Origin of the sequence: Flavobacterium azizsancarii (assembly GCF_027980145.1) — a bacterium.
GTDB lineage: Bacteria > Bacteroidota > Bacteroidia > Flavobacteriales > Flavobacteriaceae > Flavobacterium > Flavobacterium azizsancarii.
In genome coordinates, this window is record NZ_JAMZNK010000010.1 from 92,971 (window position 1) to 107,664 (window position 14,694).

A 14,694-nucleotide genomic window follows, 5' to 3' on the forward strand; every position below is an offset into this window, starting at 1 on the left:
ATCTGCTTTAATCTGCAGGATCTGCGTGAAACAAAATCGTTATAATCCTTTAATCTGTGGCTATGATTTTCGCCACGAATTGCGCAAATTAGCACGAATTATTTTTTAACGCAGATTAAAAAGGTTTCAGCAGATTAATGCAAATCAATTTTAATAAAAATCATTTTAAATCTGCTTTAATCTGCAGAATCTACGTGAAACAAAATCATTATAATCCTTATAATCTGTGGCTATACTTTTTCGCTACGAATTGCACAAATTTTCACTAATTAAATTACATTAAGCTAATAAAAAATTCGCGCTAATTAGTGTAATTCGTGGCTAACTTTTTTTTTAAAAAACTTACTGCAAAACTTCATGCATCGCCTTAGCCTTCAGCAAACATTCTTCGTATTCTTTTTCAGGGATTGATTGTGCTGTAATGGCGCTCCCTACTGAAAACGAAACGTATTTATTTTCCTGATTGTACAAAATACTTCTGATTACGACATTAAAATCAAAATCGCCTTCGGGTGTAAAATAGCCAATAGCTCCGCTGTATAAACCGCGTTTAGTTTCTTCGAGATTTTCGATAATTTTCATTACCGAAATCTTCGGTGCTCCTGTCATGCTACCCATTGGAAAAGTTGTTTTTAAAACATCAATAGGCGAATATTGAGGATCTAACTTTGAAGTTATCGTAGAAATCATTTGATGTACCTGCAAAAACGAATAGATTTTGCAAAGCTCAACCACTTCTACAGAACCTTTTTGTGCGGTGTGAGACAAATCATTCCGAACCAGGTCTGTAATCATAATATTTTCAGCGCGTTCTTTCGAATCTGATGCTAAAAATTGTTTTGATTTTTCATCTTCAATTGGGTCAGAAAACCGCTTTGATGTTCCTTTTATGGGTTGTGAAATCAGAGTCTCTCCTACTTTTTTCAGATAACGTTCCGGAGACGCTGAAAGCAAAAATTGTTTATTATTTTTAAAAAATGCAGAAAACGGGGCTTGTGAAATTGCATTTAATTTTTGAAATTTCTCCAGCGGATTTATGATTGCATTTTCTGCAAAAAACTCCATGCAAAAATTGGCTTCATACATATCTCCTTTATGAATATGTCTGAGCATTGCGCTTACTTTTTCGACATACGATTCTTTCGAAATTCTTTGCTGTACATCGACTTTACTCAGTGTTTCGAAAGTATTAAATTCATTTTGAACAATCTCATCAAAATCATCTTCGACCTCATCATCGCAAAGGAATAAATATTTAATTTCCAGCTGATTTCCTTTCAATACCATTATTTTTTTTGGCTGAAAGAAAAACAAATCAGGAAAATCTAATCCATCAAAATTACTTGATTTTAACTCTTCGACATTATTCTTCAAATCATAAGAAAGATAACCAAAAAGCCAGTCTTTAGTCGTTTGCTGATATTGTTTTAAATCGTCGAAGGCATTATGGAAATCAGTTTTTAACGAAGTAAAAGCATCTACAGCTAACATACAATCAAAACTGGAATATTCTTGCGGATACGAATTGCTGTCTAAAAAAACTACTTCGCGAAATTGTTGCGACCAGCTTAATAGTTGTTGCTTCAAGTGCTCTGGATTTGCAATATGTTTATGAATGGAAACTCTCAAAAATAAATAAATTTTAGATTCCAAAATTACGACAAAAAAAATCCCTCGATAAAAGAATAGTCAAAAATTATTAATTGCCTAAAAGTCGCCGTATTTTCCTGAATCCATCTTTGTATTTCTTATTAATTTATGGCCCTTTATTTTGATTGGCGCAGGTGGATTTATCCTTTACAAGAAATACATAAAGAAATAGCAAAAGTGTTAAAAAAACAGCAATTTAGTAAGTAAAAATTCGTTATATTTGATATAGCATTGTATTAATCCTAAAATAGGTTGAATAGATTGTAAAATTCTCAATAAAAAAGCCTTAAAAATCAAATACCATTTCAATTGAGGATTTAGATTATATCACTTTTCAAAAAATAATTATACTTTTTTAACGTATCTAAAAATCCTAAGTATTATGAAAATTGCTACTATTATTGTCCGCGTTTTAATTGGCCTTTTATTTCTTTTTGCCTCTATTAGTTTTTTCTTTCATTTGATGCCTGCAGAACCAGCTACAAATGATGACTTTAAAGCTTTTAATACTGGTTTACTGGCCTCTACTTATTTAATGCCTTTAGCGAAATCAATCGAATTGCTTTGCGGAATTGCTTTTGTAACTGGCCGCTACGTAACGTTAGCTAATATTTTGATCTTACCGATAACGGTAAATATCTTGTTTATCAATTATTTTCTGACTCCTGAAGGTTTGCCAATTGCGGCATTGCTCTTTCTTGCTAATTTATTTTTGATTTACAGATATTGGGATAATTATAAAACTGTTTTTACGAGATAACTTATTTGTACTTAAAAATACGGAAGCCCGATACTTTTTGAGCATCGGGCTTCTTATTTAATAAAGATTCAACGTTTATAATCTTTATTAATTTATCGTGTCACGGCATTTAACAGTAATCCGTTTTCATTAATTTGCTTTATCATGTTTTACCCAAACTAAATCTGAGATTTCATATCCTATTTCTCTGGCTTTAATTAGAAAATCTGCTTTTATACTTTCGGGGATTGTCGTTTCTCTGGAAAGTATCCACAAGTATTTTAAATTTTCGCCGGCAACAAGTGCATATTTATAGTTGTCTTCAACAGCAATCACATTATATCCGGCATAAAATGGACCAAAGAAGGAAACTTTCAGCATTCCGACATTATCGCTTTTAGCAAACTTAGCTTTACCTATACTTTGCTCCCATTTTTCTTTTTTTTCGTCATAACCTTTATTATCAACTTTGATTGTTCCGTTATCATTGAGAGAATATTCGGCTGTAACATTATTCAGTCCTTTTTCATATTTAAAATCAAGTCTGGCAATTTCGTACCACTTTCCTAAATATTTCGATTTGTCAAAATTAGTAACTGCTTTTGCATTTTTGGGAATTGTAGTACCACAAGAATAAAGTGCGAGAGCTATTCCTGCTCCAACTAAAACGGGAGCTATATATCTATTTTTCATAACGATCTATTTTTGTATAAAGCTACAAATACCGTAAAGCATTTATTTTACACAATTTAAAATAACATTTACAACTTTATTGGTTTTAAGAAAGAAGATTTTCTGCTGAAAATTATATATTTGATCAATCAACAACTCCATTAAATGAAAAAATATATCTTATTAGCTTTCTTATCTTTTTATTATTTTTCTAACGCTCAATCGATACAATCTGTTGATTCATTAACTACTGAAATATGTAAATCATTGATTCAGAATAAAAACCTGAATAATGAAATCAGAATCAATACTATAAACAATTCCCACATTACGCCTTATTTAGCAAAGTTTAATGATAGTCTGGTTCAAAAAAAAGCTTTTGAACTTATATTCTATAGATTACAAAAAAACTGTAATGAATTTGTAGCACTTTTTCCTAATAAGGCAGAAGAAAGGACCTGGTCTATGCAAGAGGAAAAACCTGTCGAGAAAATAGCGAAGGCAAAGTGTAATCAATTCGACAAGACTTCAAAATATTATTATATCGAGAACGATGGCAATAAGGTAGCAGTAACTTTAAAGGATAATTTGTGGACTGAGCAATTTTCTGATAATACTTTTTCAAAACTTCATTATCGAAAAAAAGGCAATTGCGAATTTGAACTGGAATTCATTGAAAGCAATAATATCTCAAGGGGAAATTTAAGTATTAAAGGCGATAAATACCTCTATAAAATATACGATGAAGAAAATGAAACGTATAGTCTTTATACTAAAAACAAAGAAACCTACTATATTTTTAAAATCGTAAAAGAATAAAAAAACCGCTAATTCCAAAACTTCGGAATTAGAGGTTTTTTAAAATTATGATTTAACGTAAATTATACGTGTAATGCTCTATTATCTGTAGCCGCTAATGCTGCTTCTTTTACTGCTTCAGCAAAAGTTGGATGTGCATGACTCATTCTTGAAATATCTTCAGCAGAAGCTTTGAATTCCATAGCAGTAACCGCTTCAGCAATTAAATCTGCAGTACGGGCTCCAATCATGTGAACTCCTAAAACCTCATCTGTTTTAGCATCAGCAATGATTTTTACGAATCCGTCTAAATCTCCACTTGCTCTTGCACGACCTAAAGCTTTAAAAGGAAAACTTCCTACTTTGTATTCAGTTCCAGAAGCTTTAACCTGCTCTTCTGTTTGTCCAACTGCAGCAACTTCCGGCCAGGTATAAACTACACCAGGAATTAAGTTATAATCGATATGTGGTTTTTGACCTGCTAAGGTTTCAGCAACCATAGTTCCTTCTTCTTCTGCTTTGTGTGCTAACATTGCTCCACGAACAACATCACCAATTGCATAAATATTAGGAACGTTAGTTTGTAAATGATCGTTTACTTCTACTTGTCCTCTGTCTGAAATTTTAACTCCTGCTTTGTCAGCATTTAATCCGTCTGTGTACGGACGACGACCAACAGAAACTAATGAATAATCTCCTTCTAAAGTGATTGTTTCTCCTTTTGCATTTTCAGCCTGAACGACAACAGCATCACCGTTTCTTTCTACTGATTTTACTTTGTGAGAAACGTAGAATTTCATTCCTTGTTTTTTCAATACTTTAGTCAATTCCTTAGACAAAGAACTATCCATTCCGGGAATGATTCTGTCCATGAATTCTACTACAGAAACTTGTGCTCCTAAACGCAAGTAAACTTGTCCAAGCTCGATTCCGATAACTCCACCACCAATAATTACTAAGTGTTTTGGCACTTCTTTTAAAGCCAATGCTTCAGTAGAAGTGATAATTCTTTCTTTATCAATTTTGATAAATGGCAAAGAAGATGGTTTTGAACCTGTAGCGATTACAGCATATTTTGTTTCGATAGTTTCAGAAGTTCCGTCAGCTTTTGCAACTGCAATGTGCGTTGCGTCTACGAAAGATCCTAAACCGTTGAAAACAGTAATTTTATTTTTATCCATTAGGTAGTTGATTCCACCTACGGTTTGATCTACAACTGCTTGTTTACGAGCAATCATTTTCTCTAAATTGACTTTTACTTCACCCGAAACTTCGATTCCGTGATCTGCAAAATGTGCAATTTCTGCATAATGATGAGAAGATGATAATAATGCTTTTGAAGGAATACAACCTACGTTAAGGCAAGTTCCGCCTAATGAATTATATTTTTCTACAATCGCAGTTTTGAAACCTAATTGTGCGCAACGAATTGCTGATACATATCCTCCAGGACCTGAACCTATAATGACTACGTCAAATGAACTCATAGTTTGTCTATTTTATTTTTAGCGATACAAAATTAAGGAATAAAGTTTTGTTTAAAGTTTAAATCTCAATGTTTTTTGTGTGAAATTTTGGGTGGAGGGTTTTGCTAAGAAGTTTTGTTTTTTTACCACGAAGTCTCGAAGGTACAAAGTTTTTTTTACCGCGAAGTTCGCGAAGAGTTACGCGAAAGCTCGCAAAGTTGTTGTTTTTTAGTCTCGTGAAGAGACGCAAATTTTTTAAATTTTCTTTTTGATTTTGAAAATGAAAAAGAATGTTTCAGGCTGATTTTACAGATAAAGCAGTTTTAAAAAAACTTAGAAGTCACATAGTCGCAAAGCTTATACATAAACTTGTCATCCAGAGGAACGAAGGATCACATATGGGGCTCGGCAAAGATTGGCGATTCTGTTTGCGGAATATCTCATGTGATCCTTCGTTCCTCAGGATGACAAAAATGATGAGAAAAACCTTCGTCCCTTTGCCTCTCTGAACCTTCCTCAAAAAATCACCGTCGAATTCTTTACCTCGCTAATCATAAACATACTTTGCGTGCTGCCAATATGCTGTAGCGAAGTCAATTTGGTTACCAGAAATTCTCTGTATTCTTCCATATCTTTTACTAATACTTTCAGGATATAATCATAATCGCCGCTTACGTGATGGCATTCTAAAACTTCGTTGAGTTTGATCACTTCGCTTTCGAATTTGGTGAGGAACTCTTTGGTATGCTGAATGAGTTTTAAGTGGCAGAAAACGACAAATCCTTTGTCGATTTTGGTTTTGTCTACTAATGCTACGTAGTTTTTGATGATTCCTTCGCGCTCTAGCTTTTTGATGCGTTCGTAAACTGCAGTTACTGACAGATTCAGTTTTAAAGATAATTCTTTGGTGGTCTTTTTACTGTCGGTCTGTAGTAAGACTAAGAGTTTTTTATCGGTGGCGTCTAAAGTCATTATAGTTGATGGTTTTTGGTTGATAGTTTGTTACGAAAAGATAGAAAATCTACTGCGTTAGACTTTCTTTATCAAATTTAGATTAAAAATCTTTAAAAATTACTTTTTATAGTTTTAAATTCTAATTATTACTTACTCAATTGATTAATTTTCTAAATAGTCCTTATTTTGAATAGAATTTCTTTTGAATACGAATGTATTAGCCCTGATAGAAGTGGAAATCCTTTTGTGCCGGGGTTCGGCACAAAAGATTGAAACGGATAGCAGGAATAGTTCCTTCCTTCGACTTCGCTCAGGATGACAAATCAAATTCCAAATTTTGAATTCCAATGAAAATGGTTAAAAATTAAAATTTGATAATCAGTTCCAACAACTTGAAACCTAAAACTTAAAACAAATAAAAACTTGAAACTAACTAAAAATGAAAAACTTTAATCCAGCAGATAAAATTCAGGATTTGCAATACTTTGGTGAATTTGGCGGTGTAAACCCTTCTATTTCTGATTCTTCGACATATACGTTTCTTTCGGCTAAAACGATGTTCGACACTTTCGAGGGGAATATGGAGGGCTGCTATTTGTATTCACGTCATTCGTCTCCAAGCAATTTATACTTAGATCAGGCTTTGGCGGCAATGGAAGGAACGGAAACGGCAAATGTTTCGGCTTCGGGAATGGGCGCGATTACACCTACTCTGTTGCAGTTGTGTGGTACGAGCGATCACATTGTTTCGAGCAGAACAATTTATGGCGGAACTTATGCTTTTTTGAAGAATTTCACTCCTAGATTCGGGATCGAAACAAGCTTTGTAGACATTACAAAACTTGATGTTGTAGAGGCTGCAATTACGCCAAAAACGAAAGTTTTGTATTGCGAGACGGTGAGTAATCCGTTATTAGAAGTTGCTGATATTGCAGGTTTGTCCAAAATTGCTAAAAAGCATAATTTGAAATTGGTGGTCGATAATACGTTTTCGCCTTTGTCTGTTTCTCCGGCAAAATTAGGCGCCGATATCGTGATTCATAGTTTGACCAAATACATCAACGGAAGCAGCGATACAGTTGGCGGCGTGACCTGCGCATCGAAAGAATTCATCAATTCGCTTAAAAATGTAAACTCGGGAGCAAGTATGCTTTTGGGTCCAACAATGGACAGTTTGCGATCAGCTTCTGTGATGAAAAACCTTCGTACTTTACATATCCGTATCAAACAACACAGTCATAATGCTCATGTCCTGGCGGATAAATTCGAAAAAGACGGACTCAAAACAGTTTATCCGGGACTGAAAAGTCACCCAAGCCATGAACTTTACAAAACGATGATCAATCCGGAATATGGTTTTGGCGGAATGCTGACAATTGATGTTGGAACTCTGGCAAAAGCGAATGAACTAATGGAATTGATGCAAGCCAGAAATCTAGGTTATCTCGCTGTAAGTTTAGGATTCTACAAAACACTATTTAGTGCTCCCGGAACTTCGACGTCTAGTGAGATTCCGTTAGAAGAACAACACGAAATGGGATTAACGGACGGTTTGATTCGTTTCTCTATTGGGTTGGATAACGATATTGAGCGTACTTATGAAATGATGAAGGCTTGTATGGTGGAGCTTGGCATATTGTAGCCTTGGTTCACAGAGGCTCGCAGTGTTGCACTAAAGTTTTTTCACGCAGATTTTGAAAGATTTAGGCAGATATAAACAGGTCTTATTTATTACTATCTACATTAAATGTGCTGAAATCTGCAAGATCTGCGTGAAAAAAAAACCTTTTTTATCTGTAGCAAAACAAAAAATCCGTTCTGAAATCTATCAGAACGGATTTTTACTTTATTTTGGTTCGTAATGCCTAAAGGATTTCCAATATTTATCTTTATAAATTTCGTAATTTATTTCAAACGTTTTATTGTGTTTTTTTATTAATGCATCTAAAACTTTAGGAGGTTTTCGAAAATCTTTACAGGCAAAAAAGATCTCTCGTTTGTTATTTGCTGTTTCGCGTCCAACATTTAGATAGCCATCTGCATCAGTTAAACTTAACGTTATTTCATCTTCAATTTCATCCAATCGTTTGTAAGTTTCATTATCCGGCAAACCACTTTCGTCAGTTTCCTCATACGGAATTCCAACTATCAAAATCCAGGGATGGGATGCTTTTTTATCCCATTGCAAAAGAGTTGTATTGATTACTGCCAAAACAATTCCACCCTCTTTTGTTTTCCCTTCAAAACTTGCGTAACCATCATGTTCTGTATTATGCCTTGTGCCTTCGTATTTTTCGATGAACTCTTTTTCTCTCCAAATTAAATAATCTTTTAATTTTTCGATTGGAATCAGCTCCTCAGCAACTTCATTGTTGCCAATTACTCTCATATTATCTATCAAAGTAACTGAATGCAATTCGCCCAGGTAATTATCCAGAAAAATATAAATTCCATTCGCTAGTATTCCTTTTTTTTCTTCTGTAAAATGATCGTAAATAATTGTAAGATCAATTTCGTCCGGATAGTTTTTATCGAGATTAGGATAAAATTTTAAATTTTCTTTCTTAAATTCATAATCTTCATAATTAATACTAACGTCTTTAATATTTGATGCCGGTTTAAGAGCTGTAAATTTCCAGCCTTTAATTTGCGGAGCATTATTTACCAACTCTTCAATTACGTAAATATTTTTAATTGCCCCATCCGGTGTTAAAATTAATTCGACAGTCTGATCGTCAAACATACCCGTCAGGAAATAAATCCCAGAGTGCACTTCATTTAACTTTGGAGCAAGTTTATCAAAGAAATCTGTATTTATGTTTTTACGGCTTTGAACAATTTTAAAAAACTCTTTTTCATTTTTTAGAAACCAATTCCAAAAATCGCTACTAGAATTTATCGGAGTATCTTTTTTACCCAGAATATTTTTAAGAAAACTCATTCGTTTAGAATTTAAAAATTACAATCCTCAAACTTAAGAAAACCTTTTAGAAAAACATAAGAATATATTGATAAAAAAAGTCGTTCTGAACTAATTATGGAAGTATTATAAATCTGTTATGAACACGAATTTCACGTCTTAGCACCAAGTTTAATTGCGTAAAACTAGTTTGTAAAATTTATTTCACAAACTAGTTAGTACTGACAATTGATAAAATTCGTGTTTGTAGCGTTCCGAGATTATTTTCAGAGCGGATTTCTATTTATAATTTATAGTTAATTATATTTCAATCGTATTCAGCTTACTGTTTTTTCTACTGTACGTAAAGTAAATAATCAATCCTATTAATAACCAGATGGTAAAGTAGATCCAATTCCAGACGCTTAATTCAGCCATCATATACAGACAACAGATAAGACCTAATAACGGAATTAAAGACAAGTTTTTTCTGAAGGCCCAAACTGCTAATCCAACTAAAACTACTAAAAATATCCACATTGGGATTTTGTGTTTGAATAAGCTGAATCCTGATTCGTATTTTAGAGAATCACTGACTGGCAATCCTTTTACAACGGCAGCATATTTAGCATCATCGTCTTGATACTGGCTTAATAAATGCTCTAAATCTGCGGTTTGTGCAGTTTTATTATGAAGATCGATACTTTCTAAATAATTGAAAACTTTGGTTGATTCTTCTTTATTTAATGATGTGATAATTGTCGTTGCGTCATAAGTCTGCTCTTCATTATTAATAAAAGCCATTGTTGCTTTAGTATTGAAATTGAAAGCATAATACAGTCCGACAATCATAAAAACTGGCAAAATATATTTTGAATTCACATAAGGTGTTTTGAATTTTCCTCTCGGGATATCTTTTTTATCCTGTAAAACCAAAACTCCGGCGCAAACCAAGACAAAGGCAAATAAAGTTCCGATACTGCATAAATCTGTTACCATTGTCAAATTCAAAAACAAAGCTGGAACTGCCACCACAAAACCTGTTACAACAGTAGCAAATGATGGTGTTTTGAATTTTGGGTGCACGGTAGAAAATTTCTTTGGCAATAAACCATCACGGCTCATACTCATCCAGATACGGGGCTGACCCATCTGGAAAACCAACAAAACGCTTGCCATTGCAACTACAGCACTTACGGCTATAATTCCGGACATCCATTTTAAGTTTAATTTATCGAAAACAAACGCCAGAGGATCTCCAACATTTAGTTCGTTATAATTTACCATTCCGGTCAGAACCAAGGCTATGGCGATATATAATATAGTACAAATGATAATCGCCCACATCATTCCGCGTGGTAGATCACGTTGTGGATTTTTACATTCTTCGGCAGTTGTCGAGATTGCATCAAAACCAATATAAGCAAAGAAAACAGCCGAAACTCCTTTTAAAACTCCACTAACCCCATTTGGTGCAAACGGATCCCAATTTGCTGTATCTACATAAAATACACCCACTGCAATTACTAAAAGCACTACGCAAAGTTTTACTACAACCATTAAGTTACTGGCATTACGGGACTCTTTCATTCCTCTGTAAACCAACGCTGTAATCAAAATAATGATAAACAATGCCGGTAAATCAGCAACAAAATGGAAAGATCCAATCGTTGGTGATGTTGTCCAGGCCGTATAAGCTTCCTGTAATCCCCTGCCTAAATTCTCATATGATTTTCCGCCCTGCATTAAAGCCGTGGCATCTTTAAATCCGTTTGAAGCCGTTAGATAATCCATCTGGATCCATTGCGGGAGATGAATTCCGCCACTCTGGAGCAGTCCTGTAAAATAATCACTCCACGATATGGCAACGGTTATATTTCCTACAGCATATTCCATGATTAAAGCCCAACCAATTATCCAGGCAACTATTTCTCCAAAAGCTACATAAGAGTACGTATAAGCACTTCCTGAAACCGGAACCATTGAGGCAAATTCGGCGTAAGCAAAAGCAGCAAAACTACAGGCTAAAGCAGTAAATAAAAACAAGAAAATTACCGCCGGTCCACCATCAGCACTGGCTTTTCCGATGGTACTAAAAATTCCTGCTCCCACAATTGCAGCAATTCCAAACGCAGTTAAATCTCTCGTGGTTAAATGTTTTCCTAATGCATTATGACCATCTGCTTCGTTTTTTGCAACTTGCTTCAGAATATCTTGTACCGTTTTTTTACGGAATAAACCTGATAATGCCATATATGGTTTTGCTTTTAAATTAATTTAAATCGGTGTTTGCTGTTTTATTTTGCAAATAATGCAAAAATTATCCTGATTTCAAATATATAAAACCATTTTGTTTTCTCTTTAGTTATTCTGATAAAATTAAATTTAAACAACATAATTAAGGATTTTTCTTTATAACTTAATTTATCTGAATAACCTCAAAGCTAAAATACCGGATCCTTAATTCGAAATCAGGACTAATCCTTAATAATATAAATTTTAAACCTTATTTTTGATGTTCTAAATGTATAAAAAATGGCAAATAACGATTCTAAAAAATATAAATTAGGAATGATTGGATTAGGCACAATGGGCCGAAACCTTTTATTGAATATGGCAGACAAAGGTTTTTCTGTTACAGGGTATGATAAAGACCAAAAAATGATTACGAAACTTGAAGAGGAAGGTAAGAATCATAACTTGGAAGGATTTGATAATATCGAAAACTTTATTGACAGTCTGCAAACACCCCGCACGCTAATTTTATTAGTGCCTGCCGGACCAATTGTTGATAGTGTTATAGCTGAACTTAAACCGCTTTTGAGCAAAGGCGATATCATTATCGATAGTGGGAACTCTCATTTTAGCGATACGAACCGAAGAGTTGCAGAACTAGAAAATGATGGTTTACATTTCTTTGGTATGGGTATTTCCGGTGGTGAAGAAGGTGCGCGATTTGGTCCTAGTATGATGCCTGGCGGAGACAAAAATGCCTACAATGTCATGAAAGATATTTTTGAAGCCATTGCTGCAAAAGTAAACAACGATCCGTGTGTAACTTATATTGGTCCTGGTGCATCCGGACATTTTGTAAAAATGGTGCATAATGGAATTGAATATGCTATCATGCAGCTTCTTGCCGAAACGTACGGAATTCTTAAAAATGGTTTGGGATACTCGAATCAGGAAATTCACAATGTATTTAAGAAATGGAATGAAGGAAGGCTTCAATCTTTTTTATTAGAAATTACAACAGATATTTTCCCTGTTAAAGATACCGAAACACCAAACGACCTTCTGGACATGATAAAAGATGAAGCGAGATCAAAAGGTACTGGAAAATGGACTTCAGAGGTTTCGATGGAACTGCAATTGCCTGTCCCTACCATTAATGAAGCTGTTACCAATCGTGATTTATCTAAATACAAGGCACTGAGAGTTTCTCTGGAAGATGCTTTTGGCAAAAAAGATTCTAAAATTGATATTTCGCTTGAGGATCTTGAAAATGCATTCTATTTTTCGATGATTTCTGCTTATGCACAAGGTTTGCATTTGCTTGTACAAGCTTCTAAAGAATACAAGTACGAATTGAAATTAAACGAAATTGCTAAAATTTGGCGTGGAGGATGTATCATTAGAGCCAAATTCTTAGAAAATATTTATCAGGCTTATGATAAAAACAACACATTAGAACATTTGTTTGGAGATGCCGGTATTCAGGAAATCATCAAATCTACTTTGGCAGGTACTCGCAAAACAGTTGCTGCTTGTGTAACTTCTGGTGTTGGTATTCCTGCTTTTGCTTCGACTCTTACTTATTTTGACACTATTACAAGTGCCCGAATGCCTTCGAACTTAATTCAGGCACAGAGAGATTTCTTTGGAGCTCATACTTTTGAACGCATTGATAAAGAAGGTGTTTTTCATGCGAAATGGAATTAACCAGCATCAATGTTTTAATACACGAATCACAATATAAATATGAAAACTAAAGCCAAGTTAAACCCCACTATTTTTGTAATTTTTGGAGGAACAGGTGATTTAAATAAAAGAAAATTAGCGCCGGCACTTTATAATTTGTTTATCGAAGGTTATATGCCTGATCAATTTGCTATCATTGGCACAGGGAGAACAGAATATACTGATCAAGGCTATAAAGATGCACTGGAAGACGCTGTTTGCGCATTCTCGCGCACCGGAAAAGTCAAGGAAAAATGGGATCGTTTTGGTAATACCTTACATTATTGTGCAACGGATTTTGATCAGCCTCAAACTTTTGAAAATTTAAAAGCCTGTATCGAAAAATACCAACAGGAATATGGAGAAGATACACAGGTAATTTTTTACTTAGCTGTAGCACCTAGTTTTTTTCCTGTAATTGCCGAAAGCTTAAAAAAATACAAATTAACTGAAGACGAAGATAATAGCCGAATTATAATCGAAAAGCCTTTTGGCTACGATTTAGAAACTGCAAAAGATTTAAACTCGCTGTTAAGCAGCATTTTTACTGAAAAGCAAATCTATCGTATCGATCACTATTTAGGAAAAGAAACAGTGCAAAACATGATGGCCTTCCGTTTTGCAAATGCTATGTTTGAGCCTTTATGGAACAGGCAATATATTGATCATGTCCAAATTTCGGTAACGGAACAATTGGGCGTACAAGATCGCGGTGGCTATTATGAAGGAGCCGGAGCATTAAGAGACATGATTCAAAATCACCTTTTGCAATTGCTTTGTTTAGTTGGAATGGAAGCTCCTATAAGTTTTGATGCGACTGAAATTAGAAATCGTAAAGTAGAAGTTCTAAAAGCTGTTCGTCCGTTTTCTCAGGAATACATTCGTTTTAACACCGTAAGAGGACAATATAGCAAAGGTTGGGTCGAGGGCAAAGAAGTACTTGGATATCGCCAGGAAAAAAGTGTTGACCCGGAATCTAATACAGAAACTTTTGCAGCGGCTAAATTTCATATCGACAACTGGAGATGGCAAGGCGTTCCTTTCTATTTAAGAACAGGAAAACGTTTAAACCAAACTTCGTCTTTAATCACTATTCAATTTAAGGACGTACCTCATCAGATTTTTTCCGGAAGCGCGACCGAAAACTGGCAGCAAAACCGATTAATAATCAGTATTCAGCCAGAGATGAGTATTCGAATGCAAGTATTGGCTAAAAGACCGGGGCTGAATATGGTCCTAAATCCTGTAGACATGATTTTTGATTATAAAGGCACTTATAAAAATGACAGTCCGGAAGCTTACGAAACATTGCTGCTAGATGCCATAATGGGCGATCAAACGTTATTTATGCGTGGCGATCAGGTAGAAGCTGCCTGGGAATTGGTGATGCCAATCCTGAACTCGTGGGAAGGCAAAAAATCGATTAACTTCCCTAATTATCAAGCTGACAGCTGGGGACCTGAAAAAGCTGAAGCATTGATTGCCAGAGATGGTTTTCATTGGTTTAATCTACCATTAAAAGAAAAAGAATAATACAAACGTAATTGAACGAAGTA

General features: G+C 34.6%; 11 protein-coding genes. 5 read left to right on the forward strand and 6 right to left on the reverse strand.

Annotated elements, in window-relative coordinates; all coding sequences use genetic code 11:
- Nucleotides 1-342: 342 nt before the first annotated feature.
- A complete protein-coding gene (locus tag NJT12_RS08645) occupies nt 343-1,629 on the reverse strand; it encodes an anthranilate synthase component I family protein (protein WP_271335484.1) in 1,287 nt (428 codons plus the stop codon).
- 403 nt (nt 1,630-2,032) lie between these two features.
- Here NJT12_RS08645 and NJT12_RS08650 point away from each other — a divergent pair, with 403 nt between their 5' ends.
- Complete coding sequence (locus tag NJT12_RS08650; protein ID WP_271335486.1) at nt 2,033-2,410, forward strand: DoxX family membrane protein; 378 nt, start codon at nt 2,033-2,035, stop codon at nt 2,408-2,410.
- 129 nt (nt 2,411-2,539) lie between these two features.
- Here the strand turns inward: NJT12_RS08650 and NJT12_RS08655 are convergent, their stop codons facing one another.
- On the reverse strand, nt 2,540-3,082 hold the full coding sequence (locus tag NJT12_RS08655) for a lipocalin family protein (protein WP_271335487.1): 543 nt from the start codon (nt 3,080-3,082) through the stop codon (nt 2,540-2,542).
- Between the two features lie 144 nt (nt 3,083-3,226).
- On the opposite strand from NJT12_RS08655, the gene NJT12_RS08660 reads away from it, so the two are divergent.
- Complete coding sequence (locus tag NJT12_RS08660) at nt 3,227-3,880, forward strand: hypothetical protein (RefSeq protein WP_271335488.1); 654 nt, start codon at nt 3,227-3,229, stop codon at nt 3,878-3,880.
- A gap of 62 nt (nt 3,881-3,942) precedes the next feature.
- On the opposite strand, the gene lpdA is transcribed toward NJT12_RS08660, so the two are convergent.
- On the reverse strand, nt 3,943-5,346 hold the full coding sequence (gene lpdA / locus NJT12_RS08665) for a dihydrolipoyl dehydrogenase (RefSeq protein ID WP_271335490.1): 1,404 nt from the start codon (nt 5,344-5,346) through the stop codon (nt 3,943-3,945).
- Nucleotides 5,347-5,841: 495 nt separating this feature from the next.
- Nucleotides 5,842-6,297 carry an Lrp/AsnC family transcriptional regulator gene (locus NJT12_RS08670; RefSeq protein WP_133509395.1) on the reverse strand — a complete coding sequence of 152 codons (456 nt, stop codon included), beginning with the start codon at nt 6,295-6,297 and terminating at the stop codon, nt 5,842-5,844.
- Nucleotides 6,298-6,718: 421 nt separating this feature from the next.
- Here NJT12_RS08670 and NJT12_RS08675 point away from each other — a divergent pair, with 421 nt between their 5' ends.
- Nucleotides 6,719-7,921 carry an aminotransferase class I/II-fold pyridoxal phosphate-dependent enzyme gene (locus tag NJT12_RS08675; RefSeq protein WP_271335491.1) on the forward strand — a complete coding sequence of 401 codons (1,203 nt, stop codon included), beginning with the start codon at nt 6,719-6,721 and terminating at the stop codon, nt 7,919-7,921.
- A 204-nt stretch (nt 7,922-8,125) separates the two neighbouring features.
- On the opposite strand, the gene NJT12_RS08680 is transcribed toward NJT12_RS08675, so the two are convergent.
- Together NJT12_RS08680 and NJT12_RS08685 are read right to left on the reverse strand one after the other, a co-directional pair.
- A complete protein-coding gene (locus NJT12_RS08680) occupies nt 8,126-9,220 on the reverse strand; it encodes a DUF695 domain-containing protein (RefSeq protein WP_271335492.1) in 1,095 nt (364 codons plus the stop codon).
- A 279-nt stretch (nt 9,221-9,499) separates the two neighbouring features.
- The gene (locus NJT12_RS08685) at nt 9,500-11,431 is read right to left on the reverse strand and encodes an amino acid permease (RefSeq protein ID WP_271335493.1); all 1,932 of its coding nucleotides are present in this window, start codon (nt 11,429-11,431) and stop codon (nt 9,500-9,502) included.
- Between the two features lie 282 nt (nt 11,432-11,713).
- On the opposite strand from NJT12_RS08685, the gene gndA reads away from it, so the two are divergent.
- The gene (gene gndA, locus NJT12_RS08690; RefSeq protein WP_271335494.1) at nt 11,714-13,120 is read left to right on the forward strand and encodes an NADP-dependent phosphogluconate dehydrogenase; all 1,407 of its coding nucleotides are present in this window, start codon (nt 11,714-11,716) and stop codon (nt 13,118-13,120) included.
- A gap of 39 nt (nt 13,121-13,159) precedes the next feature.
- Entirely contained in the window at nt 13,160-14,671 is a 1,512-nt protein-coding gene (gene zwf, locus NJT12_RS08695) for a glucose-6-phosphate dehydrogenase (protein ID WP_271335495.1), read from the forward strand.
- Nucleotides 14,672-14,694 lie beyond the last annotated feature (23 nt).